Genomic DNA, 21,632 nt, shown 5'->3' with positions numbered 1-21,632 from the left:
GTCCGTAGCGTCGAGAAACGGCACTTTTCTACTGTCTCGGGAACCCACCGCTTTCGGTCATAAAGCCTGTTTGCGGCGGCGGGTTTTTAACTTGCAGTTCGTTCAATGGTGGTCAATCCGGTCGGGTGGGTGTTTCGCGAATGCGATCCGCAGCAGCTACTCCGTGTGCTTCGCCCGAGGAGGTCGACATGTCCGAAGACTCACCGGCAATTCCGTCCTGGGTGCCCCGAGACTCATACCCCTTCGAGCACCGCTATCTCGACCTGGCCGGCGCTCGCGTCCATTACGTCGACGAAGGCATCGGTCCACCCCTGCTACTTCTGCACGGCAACCCCACCTGGTCGTTTCTCTACCGTGAGTTGATCACCCATCTCAGCGGCCAATTTCGCTGCATCGCTTTGGATTACCCCGGGTTCGGCCTCTCACGCCCGGGCCCTGAATACGGTTTCACGCCCGCTGAGCACGCGACAGTCGTCGAGCGATTCGTCACCGAGCTCGACCTATCGGGCGTGATGCTCATGGTGCAGGATTGGGGCGGCCCGATCGGGTTCGCGGTCGCGACGCGGCATCCGGATCGGTTCGCCGCGTTCGTGATCGGCAATACCTGGGCCTGGCCGAAATCGGATCTGGGAACACAGGTGTTCTCCCGGACGCTGGGCGGTCCGATCGGCAGCTACCTGATCCTGCGTCGAAACCTCTTCGTCGAGCGGCTCATACCGCTCGGTGTCCGGCGCCGGAGGCTATCGGAGTCGGTGATGGACGCCTACCGTGGGCCGTTCCCGACGTCCGAGTCGAGGCGTCCGATGCACGTGTTCCCTCGCGAAATCCTCGGCAGCCGACCGTTTCTCGCCGAGATCGAGCGAGGGCTGCCCGCCCTGGGTGACAAGCCCGCGTTGCTGGTGTGGCCGACGAAGGATGTGGCGTTCCGCGAACCGGAGCGTCGGCGCTGGGAGCGGGTCTTTCCGCAGCATCGCACCGTCATCCTGGAGGGCGCGGGCCATTACATCCAGGAAGACGCGCCCGAGCAGATCATCGCCGCGATCCGGGAATGGGCGCCGCAACGCGACGGCGAAGGTTGAACCAGCGGCAGAACCGGGTAGTTGGCGTCGTTGCGGGTGGTGCCTTCTATGGGTCCCGGACTCGTATGAAAAACAACGACAGTAGCTTGACCAGCACCGATGCGTACGCGCAGGCTGAGTGCATGCAGGCCCGCGACGTCGTGGTCGGGCAAACCTATGCGGTGCTGATTCCACACCGGATTTCGCCGGGGCGCCGTCTCGACCGTGATCAACCCGGCACGCCGGCGTCGGCGTGGTGGTGGATGACCGGTACTCGTTTCCGGCTCACCGTCACCGAAGTGGACTCGACCAGCACTCCGGCCATGGTGGAAGGGCGACCGATCACCGAAGGCCCCAGCATCGCGGTCGCGCTCACCGACGAGCAGGTCACCGCACTCACCGCGCTGGGTCTGCCCGGTGGTGAATATCGCGTGCGCGGACGGTTGGTGGACGACCAGGACCGACCCGTGGGCTTACCCGAGCCCCTGCGCGTCCCGGCTCGCTGGCTGCAGCCCGCCGAGGGGGGCGACCACCGCACGCATGGCAACCTCGATCCCTATGCGGGGTGACCGTGTGTGTCTTCCGCGCCTCAGCCGTCACAAGGCAGTCGATCTCCAGCCCATCGACCAGTCATGCCCGCAGACCCGAAACCAGCGAAAACACCGCACCGAGGCAGCGACCCCGGGCCTACGGGAAACTCGACCCGAGCCACATCCGGCATCGAGTGGAAGGAGGACATGAGATGCCCGATCCGCTGACTGCGCTGACCCGGGCCGGGGTGTCGATCTGGCTCGACGACCTCAGCCGCGAACGCCTCGCCGACGGCAGCCTCGCCGATCTGGTTCGTGACCGGCACGTGGTCGGTACGACCACCAGCCCGACCATCTTCGCCAAGGCCATTACCGGCAGCGACTGCTATGCCGACCAGATCCGCGCGCTCGCGCTGCGGCGGGTGTTGCGAAGTCAGGGTCGACCCGGAGATCGCCACTCTATCCGGGTTCGCCGACAGAGCGTGGATGTGTTGGCAACCAGGTGAGGATGCCTTCGAGCATTTTCGCTGAAGCACACCCTCGTCCTGGACGTGATGAGGCCGCCGGCGATTGCCTTGGCAGTGGTGCCCGTGCTCACCCTCCTCCCCGTGATCTTGATCGTGATGGCCTGCTCCTCGCCGTTCGCGGTCGCCCCGGTCCTGCACGACGCATACATCAGCTTGTTGCGCTCCTACAGCACCTCGGCGTTCATCGCACTCGGCAGCGCGGCCGACCCCACGATCACTGCCAAGTTCCTGCCGACGACCACGGGGCAAGCGGCTGTTCTCTACACCAAGCCGACGACCGCTCACTTCACCGGCCGCATGCTTCCGGTGACCAACCGCCACTGGGTTGCTGTGGGTGACGGCGCAGGTCCACGCCGTGCCAGGTGATCAAGCGATCCAGGTGCACGGACGGGGCGCGGTGACGGGTGGGGACCAACTGCGGACCACACGGCTTGCGTCGCAACGAACTTCGCCTGTTCGCGGGTGATCTCGGATTGCACGCGGATGACGTGCGACGTACACAGATGCCATGGCAGCATCCCTGGCGGTCGAGTGGTCGCGGGTTCAGATCCTGTCAGCCCGGCAAAGAGCCGGTCTTCGGACCGGCTCTTCTTGTATCTACGCGACTGCTGCTAGCTACCATGGCTACGGCGACGGAGAACGAGGAGCCCCGATGAGCCTGCACCACCAGCTTGTGGAAGTAGCTGCCGGCATGGACGTACCCGAAGGATTTCGCGCAGACGCGAAAGGCGATGTGATCGTGGTGTCCCCTCAACGACCCGAACACTGGAACATCATCCAGGAGATCGCCTTTCGGGTCCGGCTCGCGGACGCGGAGCTCTCCACCACATCGGACGTGAAGATCGCAGGAACCGGCGAGAACGACAAGGCCCCCGACGTGGCGATCTTCCGCAAGGGTGAGGCCCTCCATGCCCGGAACGCGCTGGCCTTTTTCGAGGTGGTTTCGCCGAGCAGCATCGAGGCCGATTACATCGACAAGGCCCGCCTCTACGCCGAGGCCGGAGTTCCCGAATACCTGATCGTCGATCCGGCACGCGAAACCTGGACACTGCACTCCAGCCCATCCGACGGTGAATATCAGCTCACGTCGACGAAGCCGATCAGCACACCAGTTCGAGTCGCCGATATCGAGTTCGAGCTCTGAGAGCTGCTCCCTTACTTCATCAATCAGCTCGTAGAGCCGGTCTTCGGACCGGCTCTACTTGTATCTGTACCGGGTACCGATCGCCTTCTCTCAACCCTCACGTTCGCGGGTCCAGGCGGGCCGGATCTGCGATGGCGGTGCGTTCTCCCGATTCGGTTGCAGCCGAACCTTTCTCGCGTCATAGAGCATGGCTGGTCGAAAGGTGACGTCACCGGCCGTCCGGGCCGATGTCGGGTGGGGCGTCGGGGGTTACGACGAGTCTGTCGGACATGGCGGTGGCGATGAACTTGGGGATGGCGGGGGCGAAGATCTTGAGGTAGAAGTTCATCCATTCGTGGCGGGAGCTGAGGAATGGGAAGTCGGTGGGGGCCATGTAGCGGATGGCGAGCATGGGGAGGGGGGCGTCCAGGGCGGGGAAGGCCGAGTTGTGGAGGCCGGGGACGGTGCAGCCCGGGTAGAACTGGCCGAGCATCAGGCCCTGTTCGACGAATTTGGTTTTCTGGTCGTGCTGGACGGTGTCGATGTCGGCGTATTCGGTGAGGTCGGGGAAGACCGCGATGACGGCTTTGAGTTTGGAATCGGGTTCCTTCTGGGGTGGCAAGGTGGGAAACAGGTCGTAGAGGTCGGCGACTATTGCGGAGATGCGCGAGCGGTCGATATCACGACCGGGGATGAATGCGGCCCACAGGGATCGCAGTGCGATGGCGTGGGTGGTGTAGGGGCAGACATTGCCGGGCCGGCCCAGGTCGGGGTGGGATTGGCACAGGTATTCGACCATCCATCGGCGCAGTTCGGCAAAGTCAGGGTGCATGCCGTTACCTGCTGCCACATCGGGGGCGAACAGGTTGACTGGCTCGACGCCGGAACGTGTTCCGACGATTCGGTCGGTGTTCATGATCGGCTTGTCCTTGCTGGGGTTTGTGACTCCGTAGGGGCGGCATGGATGGACCGGAAGTGCTCGGTGAGGACGAAACCGATGGCGCGGAGCGCATCCTGATCGGTCATCCGTTCGTGCTGGACGGGAATCCGGTGCTCGCTGATACGACCGGTGATGTGGTCGTTCCAGGCATGCGCAGGAGAGGACCCGTCGACGTGGTGGTCGTCGGCGCTGAAGTAGATCAGATCACCGTCGAACAGTCCCGGCCGATGGTTCCAGGTGAGGTCGATGAGCCGGGTGTAGTCGCGTTGCAAGCTCACGAGATGCTCGGGTGTCACCTCGGTGAAGAGTCCGCCTTGCCGGTGCAGTAACTCGGTTGCGGCCTCGATGGTCAGCTCGGTGTGGCCGTCCGGAACGGCGAAACCGCCGAACTCGGCGAGCATCGCCGCGATGGAGGGTGTGGGACCCCGGAAGCTGTCGGCCGTGACGATGCGGGTGTCCATCATCGCCAGGGTGGCAACGGAGTCGCCGTCGCGCCGGAGCTGGACCGCGATCGCGTGCGCGATGGTGCCGCCGAGCGAGTAGCCGAGCAGGTGGTAGGGGCCGTGCGGTTGGACGGACCGGATCTCCTGCACATAGCGGGCGGCGAGTTCGTCGAGGGTGTCGAACCGCACGGTGGGGTCGGAGAGCGCGGGAGATTGCAGCCCTCGGACGGGACGGTCGGGATCGAGGTACTGCACGAGTCCGCTGAAACCCCAAGCCAATCCGACCGCCGGGTGAATACAGAACAGCGGCGGATCGGTTCCGGCAGCGCGCAGCGGCAGCATCACGGCGAGCGCCCCTGCGAGATCATGTCCGTCGACGTCCTGCCCTGCGAGGCCGTCGCGGCGGCTCTCGATGCGGCGGGCCAGCGATTGCGGCGTCGGATCGGTGAACAGCCACTGCAGCGGTACGGTGACGCCGGTGGACTCCGCGAGCCGCGCCACCAGTTGGGTGGCGGCCAGCGAGTTGCCGCCGAGAGCGAAGAAGCCATCGTCGAGTCCGACCCGTTCGATGTCGAGGGTTTGGCCGAAGGCTTCACACACGGCGGCCTCGAGCGGGGTGGACGGCGGCCGGAACGGAGCCCGACCGCGCAGGTCGGGTGCAGGCAGGGCGTGGTGATCGAGTTTGCCGGTGGTCGTGAGCGGTATCCGGTCGAGCGTCACGATGGCGGTCGGGATCATGTGGGTGGGCAATCGGGTTGCGAGGTGCCTGGTCAGCGCCGCGGCATCCGGTGTGGCGTGCGGGGCGGGCACCACATAGCCCGTGAGCTGGTCGACACCGTCGTGCCGGGTGTGGACCGCGACGGCGGCACGCGAGACGTCGGGATGGCTGCACAACGCGGTTTCGATGTCGCCTGGTTCGATGCGGTGGCCGTTGACCTTGATCTGCAGATCGCTACGGCCCAGGTATTGCAGTCTCCGGTCGTTGGTCCAGGTGGCCAGATCACCGGTGCGATACATGCGGGTCCCGGCCGGCCCGTACGGGTCGGGGATGAATCGTGCTGCCGTGAGCGCGGATTGCCCGTGGTAGCCGCGGGCGATGCCCGGTCCGGACAGATACAGTTCGCCGACCACTCCGGGCGGGACCGGGCGCAGTCTGCGGTCGAGCACGACGGCGGAGAACCCGCGGGCCGGGCCGCCGATCGGCGGCGGACCGTCGGCGGTTGTGGTCAGGAGGACGTCGGTGCAGCTCTGGATGGTGGTCTCGGTCGTCCCGTAAGCGTTGATCAGGGTGCGGTCCGGGGCCCATCGGGTTGCCAGATCCGGTGAGCATGTCTCGCCGCCGAGGATCAGGGTGTGGAGGGTATCGAGTCCGTCCGGGCGCAGCGATGCGAGCACAGTCGGAGTGACGGCCGCATGGGTGACCTGTGCGGCCTCGATCAGCTCGGCCAGGTCGGCGCCGGCGACCACACGCTCCGGCGCGAGCACCAGGGTGGCCCCGGCGGCGACGGCGCTGAGCCATTCGAGAATCGACACGTCGAAGGTCGGCGAGGCCGCGGCCAGCATTCGAGAGGACGAGGTGAGGCCGAGCCGCTCCCGCGCTTCGGCGGCCAGATTCGCAATCCCGGTGTGGGTGACCACGACGCCCTTGGGGGTCCCGGTCGAGCCCGAGGTGTAGATCAGGTAGGCGGGATGCTCCGGCCGGAGCGTGGTCGTGCGCTCGGAATCATCGATCGCATTGGCGGACAACGACATTGACTTCGCGGCGAATCCAGGACTGTCGAGGCTGAGCCATGTGGTGGTGTCCGGCAGCCGGTCTCGATAGGTGGCGGCGGTCAGCCCGGCGATGGCACCGGCATCGGCGAGAATGCCGCTGATCCGGTCTTCGGGCTGGGTGGGGTCGATCTGCACGAACGCGGCGCCGGTCTTGGCGACCGCCCAGACGGCGATCATGGCGTCGATGGAGCGCGGTAACGCCACGGCCACAAACGATTCCGGTCCTGCTCCGGCGTCGATCAGTATCCGCGCCCACCGGTTCGAGACTTCGTCGAGTTCGCGGTAGGACAACCGTTCACCGTCACAGACCAACGCGTCCGCGCCGGAGCTCGCTGCGGCCGCGAACACCTGCGGCAACGTCGATGTCGTCACGCTGGGCCCACCGCGAACGGGTGCGAACGTGGCCAGCTCATCCGACGACAGCAGCTGGACGCGCAGCAGTGAGAGATCGATGTCCTCGGTGATGGCGTCGAGCACGCGCAGCACCCGGCCGGCGAGGGCGTCGATCTCCTCTGGCGAGAACAGTCCGGGCTGGTATTCGAAGGTCAGCTCCAGCCGCGTACCGAGATGGACGATCAGGCCGAGCGGGTAGTGCGCGGCGTCTCGTCCCTGCACGTCGAGGACATGCATCCCGGCGATGTCGGTGTCCTCGGACAACCCGGCGGTGTCGACCGGGTAGGACTCGAAGACGGTCACGGTGTCGAACATCGCGCCGAACCCGGTCACCCGCTGGATCCGGGCCAGTCCGAGGTGGTCGTGGTCGAGCAGCGCAGCTTGTTCGGCCTGGATTCGCCGCAGCAGCTGAGCGAGACTTTCGCCGTAGTCGAGCCGGACCCGGACGGGCACGGTGTTGACGAACAGGCCGATCATCGATTCGATGCCGGGGAGCTGCGGGGGGCGTCCGGAGATGGTGGTGCCGAAGACGACGTCCTCGCGCGCGGTCGCGTTCGCGAGCACGATCGCCCAGGCGGCTTGGACGACGGTGTTGAGGGTGCTCTCCTGCTGGTGAGCCACCGTGACCAGGGCCGCGGTGCGGTGCTCGCTCAGCCCCACCCGGACTTCGCGCGCGGCGGCGGTGTGCTGGCGGCCGCGGTCCGCATGCGCCAGCAGAGTCGGCTCGGAGACGCCCTCGAGTGTCCGTGTCCACGCCGCTTCGGCCGCATCCTGATCCTGTGCCCGCAGCCACGTCAGGTAGTCGCGGTAAGGACGCACCGGAGGCAGTGCACTGGGGTCGCTGTCGCCGGCGTAGAGGACCAACAGCTCCCGGATCAGCAGTGGGGTGGACCAGCCGTCGATCAGAATGTGATGCATGCTCAGCAGCAGTGTGTACCGCTGGGGGGCGGTGCTGATCAGTGTCAGTCGCAGCAGCGGCGCCGCGGTCATGTCGAAGTGCCGGTCGGCGGCCATGAACTGATCGAGCGCCGCTGCGGTGTCGGCGCCTTCCGCGAGGTCGATCCGGGTGAACGGCACGTCGACATGGCGGTGCACCACCTGGACCGGCTCACCGGCACCGTCTTGAACGAACGCGGTCCGCAGGTTCGGATGCCGTCCGATGAAAGTCTGTGCGGCGCGGCGTAACCGGTCCGCGTCGACGTGTCCGCCGAGTTCCATCCGGAGTTGCACGATGTAGTCGTCGCGAGCGCCGTCGGCGAGCTGGGCGTGGAACAACAGCCCCGCCTGCAGCGGCGTGAGCGGCCAGATATCGTCCAGCTCCGGATACCGGGCCTCGATCCGGTCGATCGCGGCCTGGTCGAGGTCGACGAGTCCGACGTCGGACGGCGTCAGCCCGCCCGCGCCGGGCCGGGAGGCGTGGGCCGCGAGAGCCGTCACCGCGTCGCGCCACAGTTCCGCGAGGTCGCTGACCTCGGCGCCGGTGATCAGGCCGGACGGGTAGTCCCACGTCGCGGTCAGGGCGGGTCCGTCCGGCGTGTCCTCGGTGGCCGCATTGATGCCCAGCACGGCCGCCGCGGATGCGTCGGGGTGCTGGGTGCCGCCCGCGGCATCGTCGCCGGCGGGCAGCCACCCGGTGTCGCGCAGCGCGTCGGGAATCGTGTCGAATCGGCCTAGATAGTTGAAACTCACCTGGGGGTCGGGCAGCGCGCCCAGGATGCGGGCGGTATCGGTGTTGAGGTAGCGCAGCAGCCCGTAGCCGATCCCGTGGCCGGGGACCCGCCGGAGTTGTTCCTTGACCGATTTGACGACCGCACCCGCGGCGGCGCCGGCGGCGAACGCGTCATCGATGTCGATATCGGACAGGTCGAGCCGCACCGGGGAGGTGGTGGTGAACCATCCGACAGTGCGGGTGAGGTCGGCACCGGGGAGAACCGTGTCGTCGCGTCCGTGGCCTTCCAGGGTGAGCAGCGTGTCGGTGACGTCGTCGCCGTGGCGGCGCCGCCACCGGGTCAGCGCCAGTGCGAGCCCCGCGATGAGGGCATCGTCCACATTGCCGCGGAACGCCCTGGGCAGGGTGGTGAGTACAGCGCGGGTCACCACGGTAGGCAGCGTCACCCGGACGGTGGCAACGGTGGCCTGCAAATCCACGACCGGGTCGAGCGGGCGCGTCCCGATCGGCGGATCAGCGGCGGCGAGTGTGGAACGCCACCAGTCGAGTTCATCGAGGTTCGCGGCAGCGGTCTCGAGAGCGTGCGCCCAGCGTCGCATCGACGTACCGACGGGCATGAGCTGCGGCTGCTGACCCGCGCTCACCTGGGCTCCGGCGACCGCAAGGTCGGGAACGAGGATCCGCCACGACACGCCGTCCACCACCAGGTGGTGTGCGACGACCAGCAGCCGGCCCGGCCCGGCGCCGCAGTCGAACCAGACCAGTTGGAGCATGACTCCCGCGGCGGGGTCGAGGCGTTCGGCGGCCGCGCGTGCCTCGGCGTCGGCAATCGCGGCGAACGCGCTGCTGTCCGGTGCCGCATCCACCGGCACCCGCCGGATCAATGCGGCGGCCGATACCCCGGTCGGCTGCACCTGCACTGCCCAGCCCGATGGGTGTGCGGGATCGGGTTGTAGCCGGGCCCGCAGCATGTCGTGATGATCGATCACCGCTTGCACGGTCGCCGCGATGGCAGATTGGTCGCTGCCGGCCGGCAGCGTGAGCATCACCCATTGGCAGAAGCGGTCGAACTCGCCACGCTCGAACATCCAGCACATGATCGGCGTCAACGGCATCGGCCCCACGCCCCCGCCGGGCAGTTCTGCCGGGAGGGAGGCTGCCGCGGCGCTGTCACGGACCGCGATCTGGGCCAGCCCGGCGACCGTTCTGCGCTCGAACACCTCACGCACGGACAGCACCAGACCCGCCGCCTTGGCCCGGGTCACCAGCTGGATCGACATGATGCTGTCTCCGCCCAGGGCGAAGAACGAGTCATCGAGCCCGATCGTGTCGACCCCCAATACCTCGGCGAACAGTCCCGCGAGCGTCGTCTCCATCTCCGTGACCGGCGCCCTGAATTCGGTTCGGCCCGTGGTGAAGTCGGGTTCGGGCAGCGCGAGGCGGTCGATCTTGCCGGTCTCCGTCGTCGGCAGCGTGTCGAGCACCATCACGGTCGCCGGCACCATGTGCGGGGCCAATCGCTGCGCGGCGAACGCGAGGATCGCGGCCGGATCCAGGTCGGCGCCGGGCTCGGGCACCACGTACCCGATCAACCGATCGCTGGCGCCGCGGTGCACGGTCGCCACCGCGGCACCCACTCCCGGGCAGGCCAGCAAGCCCGCTTCGACCTCGCCGAGTTCGATACGGAAGCCACGGATCTTGACCTGGAAGTCCACCCGGCCGACATAGTCGAGGGTCAGACCTCCTTCCGGTGACCGCAGCCACCGCACCAGATCCCCGGTCCGATACATGCGCTGCCCGTGGCCCGCGAACGGATCGGCGACGAACCGCGACGCTGTCAGACCCGTCCGGTTGCGGTAGCCGCGAGCCAGTCCCGGACCGGTGAGGTACAACTCGCCGACGACGCCGAGCGGCACCGGACGCAACCACGCGTCGAGCACGACCTCACCGACACCGCGGATCGGTCCGCCGATCGTCGCGGCCTCACCCGGCACCATCGGCGCACCGGCATCGGTCTGGATCGTGGCCTCCGCCGGACCGTAGGTGTTGAACAGTTTCCGGCCCGGCGCCCACCGTGACACCAGTTGCGGTGGGGGTTCCTCGCCTCCGATCACGACGGTCCCGAGGTTCCGCAGCCCGGCCGGGTCGACCGTGCTCAGGGCCGTGGGTGTCAGCGCGGCGTGGGTCACCGAATTCTGCGAAATGATCTGCGCCAGTTCGAGTCCGCCGAGGACGGTCGGCGGCGCGATCACCAGCCGCCCGCCGGACGCGAACGCCCAGAGCAGTTCCAGGACCGCCGCGTCGAAACTGGGAGACGCGGCATGCAGTACCCGCGCGCCCGGCCCGAGGTCGAACCGCGTGCACTGCTCGGCCACCAGGTTCGCCAGCCCCCGGTGCGAGACCACCACGCCCTTCGGCACACCCGTCGAGCCGGACGTGTAGATCATGTATGCGGCGTGATCGACCCGGACCGGCCGAATTCGCTCGGCATCGGTCACCGGCTCGGCCGGCAACCTCGCCGCCTCCGCTTCGAGCGCCGGCTCGTCGAGGACGAGCCACCGCACCGATCCGGGCAGTCGATTCCTCCACTCCGACAGCGTGATTCCTGTCGCGACGCCCGAATCGCCGAGCATGTGCTGGATTCGTTCCCCCGGATTGCGCGGATCCACCGGGACGAATGCCGCCCCCGACTTCGCCACCGCCCACACTGCGAGCACCGACTCGTAGGAGCGCGGCAACGCAACCGCGACACTCGTCTCCGGCCCGGCACCTCGGCCGATCAGCAAGCGCGCCAGCCGATTCGACTCGGCATCGAGCTCGCCATAGGTCCACTGCCGGTCCCCGCACACCACCGCCACCGCCCCCGGATCCCGGGCCACCGTCGCCGCGAAGAGCTCCGGCAACATCCGCTCCGGCATCGCGGGATCACCTGATACCGGCGCCAATTCGCGGTATTCCCGCGGCGAGAGCAGATTCAGCCGGGCCACCGGCAGATCCGGGTCGGCGGCAATGTCGCCCAGCACGCCCACGAACCGCCGCAGGGTCGCCGCGATGGTGTCGTAGTCGAAGAGCTCGGGCAGGTACTTGATCTCGAGGTGCAGTCGCGAGTCGACGCGCCCGACCACGCCCAGCGGATAGTGCGCCGCGTCGGCGCCGGTCACGTCGACCAGCCGCATGCCGGCGATGTCGGTGTCCGCGGTCAACCCGTGGCGATCGACCGGGAAGGACTCGAACACGGTCACCGTGTCGAATACCGCCCCCGGCCCGGCCGCACGTTCGATGTCGGCCAGACCGATGAACTGGTGATCGAGCAGCGCGGCCTGCTCCGCCTGGATGCGGTCGAGCAGTTGCCCGAGCGTCTCGGTGGCGTCGAGACGGACGCGCACCGGGACCGTGTTGATGAACAGCCCGATCATCGATTCGATACCCGCGATCTGCGGGGTCCGTCCGGAGACCACGGCACCGAACGTCACGTCCTGCCGGGATGTCAACGTGCCCAGCACGATTGCCCATGCCGCCTGGATCATGGTGTTGAGCGTGATTCCGCGGGATCGTGCGCGGCCGGTCAACTCCGCGGTCTGCGCCTCGGTGAGTTCGCCGAGCACCGCACGCGATTCGGTGTAGTGGCGGCGAGGATCGGCCGCAGCCACCAGGGTCGGCTCGTCGGCGCCGTCGAACGCCCGGGCCCAGGCGTCGAGCGACGGGGCCGGGTCCTGCCGGGCGACCCAGGTCAGGAAGTCCCGGTAGGGGCGCACCTGCGGCAGCATCGTGGCGTCGCAGTCGGTGGCGTAGAGCACCAGCAGCTCCTGCAGGAGCAGCGGCGTCGACCAGCCGTCGAGCAGCAGGTGATGATTGGTCAGCACCAGCCGGTACTGTTCCGGCCCGGTGGTGATCAGCATCCAGCGGAGCAGCGGGGCACGCGCCGGGTCGAACCGGGTGGTGCGGTCGGTGGCCATGAGCCGCGTCCACTCGCGTTCGCGTGCACCGTCATCCAGCCCGGACAGGTCCAGCTCCGTCCATGGCGCCTCGGCGTCGTCGTCGACCACCTGTACCGGTCCGGCGTCGGTGACGAAGGCGGCGCGCAGATTCGCATGCCGGTCGAGCAGCACGTGCGCGGCTCGGCGCAGCCGTGGTGGATCGACCCGGCCGCGCAGTTCGAGGACCAGCTGCGTGATGTAGGCATCCACCGACTGCTCGGACACCAGCGCGTGGAACAGCAGCCCCTGTTGCAGTGGAGCCAAGGGCCAGACGTCGCTCAGGGCCGGATACCGGTCCTCGAGCCGCTCGATCTCGGATTGTCCGAGGCCGGCCAGCGCCAGATCCGACGGCGTCCGTCCCCCGCTCCCGGCACGGCGGACGTGCGCCGCCAGCGCGGTCAGTACCGAGCGCCACGACTCCGCCATCTCGCGCACCGCATCGGCGGTGAGAACCCCGGAGGGATACGACCAGATCGCTTGCAGCCGTGGCCCGTTCGCGTCGTCCATGACGAGGGTATTGATGTCGAGCACCGCCGGCACCGGCATATCCGGAGGCTGTACACCGGCGAGCTCAGCCGCACCCGAGGCATCGCCGACGTCCACCGGCACCCATCCGGCCGCCGGAATCGCTTCGGCGCCACGATAGTTGAACGCGATCTGTGGCGGTGCAGTGGCGAGGATCGGTCGGGTGTCCTCGTTGAGATACCGCAGCATGCCGTAGCCGATCCCGTGGTCCGGGACGCCTAGCAGCTGTTCCTTGACGGATTTGACCGCAGCCCCCAGCGCCGGCCCGCCAGCGTAGGCGTCGTCGAGATCGATGCCCGAAAGATCCAGGCGCATCGGAAAACTCGTGGCCAACCAGCCGACCGTCCGTGTCGGATCCGCGCCCGGGACAATGCCTTCCGCACGGCCGTTTCCTTCGAGGCGGATCGTCACCTCCGCGGGAGTCGCTGTCTCGTGCTCGCGCCGCCACCTCGCGATCGTCACCGCCAAGGCGGCCAGCAGCCCGTCGTCCACACTGCCGTGGAAAGCCGCCGGCACCGTGGTCAGCAGCGCCTCGGTCGTCTCGGGGTCGACGTCGACCTGGACCGTGCGGGCGGTCGCGACCACGTCGATCGCGGGGTCGAGGGGCCGTGACCCGAGCATCGGATCGTTCCCGGCGGTCATCGCCCGCCACAATTCGACTTCGGCGGCGCGCTCCGGGCACTGGGCCGCCTCGACCAGCCCGTGCGCCCAGCTGCGCATCGATGTACCGGTCGGGGCCGAATCGGGTAGCTCGCCGGAGGCGGTCCGCGTCCACGCGGCCGTGAGATCCGGGACCAGCACGCGCCAGGAGACGCGATCGATCGCCGAACGATGCACCACCACCAGCACCGTGCCCGGACCCGCCGTGTTCACCGGGTCGAACCAGACGACCCGCGTCACGATCCCGGCTCCGGGATCGAGCCGGTCCGCGGCGGCATCCAGCTCGGCCGCCGCCAACGCACGGAATTCGCCGCGCCCCGCTTCCAGCGGCACCCGCACGAGAACGTCGTCGGCGCGAATCGTTCCGGCCGGCAGCACCTCCCACGTCCACCGCCCGTCGGTGCCCGGGGTCAGTTGCGCACGCAGCATGCCGTGCCGATCGAGTACCGCCTGCACGGCGTCGGTCAGCTGGCGCCGGTCAATCCCCGCCGGCAGGCCCAGCATCATCGCCTGCGAGTAGCGGTCGCAGGTCGGCCCCGCCCGCTCGAGCAACTCTCGCATGATCGGCGTCAGCGGTAGCGGGCCCACGCCTGCGCCGGGCGGTTCGGCCGGAAGGAATGTCTCCGCAACGCCCTCGTGGATGGCGACCTGGGCGAGACCGGCGACCGTTTTGCGCTCGAACACGTCGCGTGGGGAGAACACGACGCCTGTGGCTCTGGCCCGATTCACCAGCTGGATCGACATGATGCTGTCCCCGCCGAGGGCGAAGAAGGAGTCGTCGATACCGATGGTGTCGAGGTGGAGCACACCGGCGAATGCCTCGGCGATGAGTTGCTCGATCGACGTTCGGGGCGCCCGATACGGTTTGTCGTCGGCGAATACCGGTTCGGGCAACGCCTTACGATCGATCTTGCCCGCCGGTGTCAACGGAATCCGGTCCAGCACCACGATCGAAGACGGAACCATATACGACGGAACACGATCGGCGAGATACTCCGCCAAGAGCGCGGTATCGATCGAATACCCCGGCGCGGCAACAACATACGAGACCAGCGACTGAGCTCCCGAATCGGCGCGATAGCCGATGGTGACGGCATGACCAACGCTCTCGTGCGCCGCCAGTGCCGAATCGATCTCACCCAACTCGATACGAAGACCCCGGATCTTCACCTGGAAATCGGACCGGCCCAGATACTCGATCGCACCATCGGGCGACCACCGGACCACATCACCGGTCCGATACATCCGCTCACCCGGCAACCACGGACACGCGACGAAACGCTCCGCCGTCAACCCCGCGCGGCGCAGATACCCACGCGCCAATAGACCACCGGCGATATACAATTCACCCGTCACACCGACCGGCACCGGCTGCAATCGCTGATCCAGTATCCATGTCGAGGCGCCCGGCACCGGTCCCCCGATCGTGACCGACTCCCCCGCTACCAGGGGGGAAGTCACTGTCGCGGTGATGGTGGTCTCGGTGGGCCCGTAGTCGATCGTCAGCCGATGATTCCCACTCCACCGCTCGACCAGTTCGGTGCGACAGCTCTCGCCACCGAGGATCAGATGCCTCAAATCCGGTAATGGCCAGCGGGTGTGGTCGATCGTGGACAAGACAGAGGGGGTGAGCAGGACGTGGCTGACGTGTTCGCGGTCGAGGAGTTCGGCGAGTTCGTCGCCGCCCACGGCGTCGCCGGGTGCGATGATCAGCGCCGCGCCCGAACCCAACGGCAACAGCAGCTCGAGAACCGCGACATCGAAGCTCGGGGAGGCCAGATGCAGGATGCGGCTATGGGTTTCGATACTCAGAGCGGCGCGACGTTCAGTGGTGGAGTTGTTCAGTCCCCGATGGGTGACAGCGACACCCTTGGGCAGCCCGGTCGATCCGGAGGTATAGATGACATACGCGATATCGTCGACCCGAACCGGACGCACCCGATCATCGTCGGTGACCGGCCGATCATCGCCCTCATCGAGGTAATCCGCTGTCAGCCAATCGATGTCATCCGGTAGCCGGGCACGCGCGGAGGCCACCGTCAGGCCGACCGCCGCCCTCGAATCGGTCACCAGATGGGCGACGCGTTCGGCCGGATTGCTCGGATCGATCGGCAGGAAAGCGGCTCCCGTTTTGGCCACCGCCCACACCGCCAGCACCGAATCCGCGGAACGCGGGATGCCGATCGCGACAATATCTTCGGGACCTATCCCCTGGCGAATGAGCTGCCGGGCCCACCGATTCGAACGCTCGTCCACCTCCCGGTAAGTCAGCTGCCGTCCTCCGGCCACGATCGCTGTCGCCTCAGGATCCAATCCAACTGCGGCGGAGAACAGGTCGGGCATGGTGACCGGCACGGCCGGAGGTGCACCGTGACGGGCCAGCAAGTCGGTTCGCTCGGCGGGGTCGAGCACGTCGATCGCCCCGACCGGAACCGTCGGGTCGGCGGCCACCGACTCCAGAATCCGGATCCACCGACGGGTCAGAGAATCGATCGTCGCGGCATCGAACAAATCCGTGGCGAAGGTGAGCGCGACGGTCATGTCGCCGCTGTCGTGGTCCTGCGAGAGTATGAATTGCAGGTCGAAGCGGGAGACGTTGTTGGGCAGGTCGACCACCGACAGTTCGAGATCGGGCAGCGTCAGCTTCACCGGTTCCAGATTCTGGAATGCCAGCATCACCTGGAACAGCGGATGGCGAGCCTGGGATCGGTGCGTGACCAACTGATCCACCACTTGCTCGAACGGGACATCGGCATGGTCGAAGGCATCCAGGTCGACCCGTCGCACCTGGCCGAGCAGATCGGCGAACGACTCCCCCGGATCGATCTGGGTCCGCAGCACCAACGTATTGACGAACATCCCGACCATATCGTCGAGCTCCGCCACACCACGCCCCGCCACCGGCGTACCGACCGGAATATCGACGGACCCGCTCATCCGGGCGAGCAACACCGCCAAGGCACCATGAATCACCATGAAGAGCGAAGAATTGTGCTGCCGCGCAGCATCTTCCAACGCTCGGACCAACCGCGCGCCCAACGAGAAATTCGCCGTCGCACCCCGATTCGACATCACCGCCGGCCGCGGCCTGTCGAACGGCAGATAGAGCTCGTCGGGAACTCCGTCCAATGCTTCTGTCCAGTATCGAATCTGGCGCGCGCACAGCGATTCCGGTTCATCCGGCGAGCCGAGGGTAGCTCGCTGCCACAGGGCATAATCCGCGTACTGGACCGGCAGCGGTGTCCACGACGGGGCCTCACCGCGGATCCGAGCGGCATACGCGGTCGTCACGTCACGAGCCAGGGGCGCCATCGAGAAGCCGTCCGCGGCAATGTGATGCACCACCACGGCCAGCACATGTTCCGATTCCTCCGCATCGGCCACGCGGAACAGCCGGGCGCGCACCGGCGCCCGGGTGCTCACGTCGAAGCCCTCGGTCACGAATTCGGTTATCGCCGGGACCAATTGGCCGAACGAGACCGTCGTCAGAGCAGGTTCCCTGTCCACGTGGTCGACGGATTCGATGACCTGGATCAGCATTCCGTCGTGATCCGGGTACCGCGTTCGCAAGGATTCGTGTCTGGCCAGCACGTCGATCAGGGCCAGCCGCAGGGCCTCGACGTTCAATTCGCCACGCAGCCGAAGGGCGATCGGCATGTTGTACGCCCCGGAGGCCGTGTCGTATTGGTTGAAGAACCACATTCGTTGTTGCGCAGGCGCCAACGGCACGAGATCGGGGCGCGGACCGGCGATCAGTGGCGGGCGGGGTCGCCGCCCCGTCAGCGCTTCCTGCTCCATCCGGGTGGCCAGTTCCGCGGTCGTGGCCGCATCGAACAACAGCCGCACCGGAATTTCGATATTCAGCGCGGCCCCGAGGCGCGCTGCGACCCGGGTCGCGACCAAGCTGTCCGCGCCCAGCGCGAAGAAGGAGTCGTCGATACCGATGGTGTCCAGGTGGAGCACATCGGCGAATGTCTCGGCGATGAGATGCTCGATCGGTGTTCGCGGTGCCCGGTACGGTTTGTCGTCGGCGAATACCGGTTCGGGCAGCGCCTTGCGATCGAGCTTGCCGGTGGATGTCAGCGGGATCCGGTCCAGCGCCACGATCGAGGACGGAACCATATACGTCGGCACACGATCGGCGACATACTCCGCCAAAAGCGCGGTATCGATCGAATAGCCGGGCGTGGCAACAACATACGAGACCAGCGACTGAGCTCCCGAATCGGCGCGATAGCCGATCGTGGCGGCATAGCCGACACTCGGGTGACCCGTCAGCACGGAATCGATCTCACCGAGCTCGATCCGAAGACCGCGAATCTTGACCTGGAAGTCGGACCGGCCCAGATGCTCGATCGCACCATCGGGCGACCACCGGACCACATCACCGGTCCGATACATCCGCTCACCCGGCAACCACGGACACGCCACGAAACGCTCCGCCGTCAAACCCGCTCGGCGGTAATACCCACGCGCCAGTAGGCCACCGGCGATATACAACTCACCCGCCACACCGACCGGCACCGGCTGCAATCGCTGGTCGAGGATCCATGTCGAAACGCCGCGGATCGGACGGCCGATCGTGACCAGTTCCCCTGCCGCGAGCGAAGTTAGCGTGACCGCGATCGTGGTCTCGGTGGGCCCGTATTCGTTGAGCAGTTCACGATCACCACTCCACCGTTCGACCAGGTCGGTGCCGATTCCTTCGCCACCGACGATCAGATGCCCCAAATCCGGTAACAACCAACGGGTGTGGTCGATGGTCGACAGTGCCGAGGGTGTAATACACACGTGGCTGACGTGTTCGCGGTCGAGGAGTTCGGCGAGTTCGTCGCCGCCGAAGCTGTCGCCGGGTGCGACAACCATCGTCGCGCCCGCGCACAGCGACAACAGCAGTTCCAGGACCGAGACATCGAAGCTCGGTGAAGCCAGATGCAGTGTGCGGGATCGGTTTCCGATGCCGATGGCATCCCGGTGCGTGGTGGCGCAGTTGTTGAGTCCTCGATGTGTGACAGCGACGCCCTTGGGCAGCCCGGTCGATCCGGAGGTATAGATGACATACGCGATATCGTCGACCCGCAGCGGACGCACCCGATCATCGTCGGTGACCGGCCGATCATCGCCCTCATCGAGGAAATCCGCTGTCAGCCAATCGATGTCATCCGGCAACCGTGCACGCGCGGAGGCCACCGTCAGGCCGACAGCCGCCCTCGAATCGGTCACCAGATGGGCGACGCGCTCGACCGGATAGCCCGGATCGATCGGCAGGAAGGCAGCCCCCGACTTGGCCACCGCCCACACCGCCAACACCGAATCCGCGGAACGCGGCATACCGATCGCGACAACGTCTTCCGGACCGATACCCCGCTCGATCAGCTGCCGAGCCCACCGATTCGAACGCTCGTCCACCTCCCGGTAACTCAGCTCCCGGCCGCCGGACACGATCGCCGCCGCATCGGGATCCACCGCAACCGCGGCGATCAGCAGCTCGGGCAGGGTGACCGGCGCCACCGCAGGTGCGCCGTGACGCGCCAGCAGATCGGCGCGCTCGGCGGGATCGAGCACGTCGATCGCTCCGACCGGAACCGTCGGGTCGGCTACCACGGACTCCAGAATCCGGATCCACCGACGTGCGAGAGAATCGACCGTCGCGGCATCGAACACATCCGTGGCGAAGGTGATCGCGGCGGTCAGGTCGCCGCCGCCGTGGTCCGACAGGGCGAATTGGAGGTCGAAGCAGGATATTTCACTGGAGGGGCCGACCGCCGGCAGCTCTAGGTCGAGTAGTTCCGGTTCGACAGGTTCCGGGTTACGGAATGCCAGCATCACTTGGCACAAGGGGTGCCGCGATAGAGATAGCCGGTCCACCACTTGCTCGAACGGGACATCGGCATGATCGAACGCATCCAGATCGACCCGCCGGACCCGCCCGAGCAGGTCAGCGAAGGACTCCCCCGGATCGATCTCGGTCCGCAACACCAGGGTATTGGCGAACATCCCGATCACATCGTCGACCGCTGTGCCGATCGGAATATCGGTGCCACCACTCATCCGTGCGAGCAATACCGCCAACGCACCATGCACAACCGTGAACAACGACGAATCATGCCGCCGCGCACAATCCTCCAACCCCCGAACCAACCCCGCATCCAACGAAAAATCAGCAGTCGCACCACGATTCGACATCACCACCGGCCGCGGCCTGTCGAACGGCAGACGAAGCTCCTCGGGAAGATCCGCGAGAGCATCCCGCCAGAATGCCTGGTTCTCGCGGCGGCGGCGGATCCCGGCGCTTTCGGCCAAGCTGCCGGGGTGGACCTGTCCGAGCTCGGTGTCCGCTGTGGCGGCGGCGAATTCGTCGATGAACTCCGCGAATGCGGCGCTGTGCGCCGACAGCTCGGAGTCGGTGTACAGGTTGGGATTGGCCAGGAACTGGAGGAGCGTCCGCGGCGGATCCCCGGTCCGATACACGTCGACCAGCACATCCTCGACCGGGCCGGAGCTGAGGATATGGAATTCGCCGGTCACCGACCCGAGTTGGAGCTTCTGGTCGAAGAGCATGACATTCACGACGGGGCCCGCGAAGCGGCGCTCGGCGCCACGCGTCCCGGTGGCGACGCGAATGTCGGGGAGGCCGCACCGCTGGTGCCGCAACACACCCACCAGATCGGACTGCACCCGCAGCGCCAGTGTCGCGACGGTGTCCCGTGGATCGAGGACGATCGGAAGCGGTGCCACGTTGACGAAGACCCCCGCGGATCGCCGCAGCACGGCGGTCGTGCGACCTGACACCGGAATGTTGACCAGGACCTCGTCGCGGCCGGTCTTGCGACCCAGATAACAGCCGAATGCGGCGATCACCACCGCGGCCGGGCTCGCCCCCACCGCTTTCGCCGAGTGTTCGATCCGCTCCGCCGTCGCCGCCGACAATTCGGTGATTGCCACAACACTGTCCGCGCACGCGGGCGCCTGCCCTGCGGCCAGGCTGGACTCCTCGCCGACATCGGCGAGCCTGTTCACCCAATATGCCTGGTCGTCGGTGAACCGCTTCGACTCCCGGTAGCTACGCTCGGCCTCGTAGAGGGCACGGATATCTGCCGGACGATTGGGCTCCGCGGTGCGGCCCTGCGCCGCCGCCGTGTACAACTCGGCAATCCGGTTCACGATCATCATCGCGCCGTAGCCGTCCAGTGCGACGTGGTGACTCCGGCAGTACAGCAGATAATGCCGATCCCCCACCTGCACAATCGCCGTCGCGACCAACAGATCCCGGGTCATATCCAGCGGCGCTGTGTACTCCTGGCGCATCCATTCCAAGCCGGCTGCGACGGGATCCGATGCACCACGGACGTCGATCACCGGTCCCGTCATATTCAGCGACGGGTCGTACCGCTGATACGGCTCACCGTCGGTCTCGACCAGTCGCAGATACCCCGACTGGAACTCATGGCCGGCTCGAATCGCTGCCTCACGCAGCAGGTCACCGTCGAGGTCGCCACGCAACTCGACATACTGCGCCTCGGATATCGGCACATCCGGAGTCAATTTCTGTGCCAGCCACAACCCCTGCTGCCCGGCAGACAGCGGTATCAGCTCTGTGGTTGACGCGCCCGGCTCGGCATTTCCGCTCGATCCTCGGCCAGGGTCGGGCTGCGGTCGCGGTGCAGTCATTACATCCCTCTAACCCTGGACCGCGCTTATTCGCGCCTTAATTTCCTGCAACCCCGACCGCGGCCAGTATAAGCCGATCGGTACGTTCGTGTACACCGCCGCACGCTGGGATAGTTTCCATATCCACTAGCAAAGTTCGCAGTGCACTGGCTATTCCCCGAGGACTTCACCGGGAACACCGTGACGGTCGAACAGCAACGATTCAGTGACTTCTCTCGTTCGATTCGACGAACAAATGCCTCTCCATTCCTGCATTTGCTCCGGTCGGCCTTCGAAATTATCCGGCGCGATGCAATGGCTATACATTTGCCATAAGAATGTCGCCGAAAAGTAATGGGGACGA

7 protein-coding genes are annotated in these 21,632 nt (G+C 66.7%); 5 read left to right on the top strand and 2 right to left on the bottom strand.

From position 1 onward, the window contains the following. Positions 1 to 188: 188 nt before the first annotated feature. The 5 genes from AB0L60_RS36910 to AB0L60_RS36890 all read left to right on the top strand — a co-directional run bounded on the left by AB0L60_RS36910 (position 189) and on the right by AB0L60_RS36890 (position 3,259). The gene (locus AB0L60_RS36910; protein ID WP_364624101.1) at positions 189 to 1,079 is read left to right on the top strand and encodes an alpha/beta fold hydrolase; all 891 of its coding nucleotides are present in this window, start codon (positions 189 to 191) and stop codon (positions 1,077 to 1,079) included. A gap of 86 nt (positions 1,080 to 1,165) precedes the next feature. Next, the gene (locus AB0L60_RS36905) at positions 1,166 to 1,627 is read left to right on the top strand and encodes a hypothetical protein (RefSeq protein ID WP_364624099.1); all 462 of its coding nucleotides are present in this window, start codon (positions 1,166 to 1,168) and stop codon (positions 1,625 to 1,627) included. 173 nt (positions 1,628 to 1,800) lie between these two features. Beyond that, on the top strand, positions 1,801 to 2,094 hold the full coding sequence (locus AB0L60_RS36900; RefSeq protein WP_364624097.1) for a transaldolase family protein: 294 nt from the start codon (positions 1,801 to 1,803) through the stop codon (positions 2,092 to 2,094). A 102-nt stretch (positions 2,095 to 2,196) separates the two neighbouring features. After that, a complete protein-coding gene (locus tag AB0L60_RS36895; protein ID WP_364624095.1) occupies positions 2,197 to 2,481 on the top strand; it encodes a hypothetical protein in 285 nt (94 codons plus the stop codon). Between the two features lie 142 nt (positions 2,482 to 2,623). Continuing rightward, complete coding sequence (locus AB0L60_RS36890; protein WP_364624093.1) at positions 2,624 to 3,259, top strand: Uma2 family endonuclease; 636 nt, start codon at positions 2,624 to 2,626, stop codon at positions 3,257 to 3,259. Between the two features lie 208 nt (positions 3,260 to 3,467). Here the strand turns inward: AB0L60_RS36890 and AB0L60_RS36885 are convergent, their stop codons facing one another. After that, entirely contained in the window at positions 3,468 to 4,154 is a 687-nt protein-coding gene (locus AB0L60_RS36885) for a DUF6875 domain-containing protein (protein WP_364624091.1), read from the bottom strand. After that, positions 4,151 to 21,289 (bottom strand): amino acid adenylation domain-containing protein, encoded by a 17,139-nt coding sequence (locus tag AB0L60_RS36880; protein ID WP_364624089.1) that lies wholly within the window; start codon positions 21,287 to 21,289, stop codon positions 4,151 to 4,153. The genes AB0L60_RS36885 and AB0L60_RS36880 overlap by 4 nt, the downstream gene beginning before the upstream one ends. Positions 21,290 to 21,632 lie beyond the last annotated feature (343 nt).

It is taken from the genome of Nocardia sp. NPDC051981 (assembly GCF_040680715.1).
Lineage (GTDB): Bacteria > Actinomycetota > Actinomycetes > Mycobacteriales > Mycobacteriaceae > Nocardia.
This window is presented reverse-complemented; position numbering and strand designations above follow the sequence as displayed.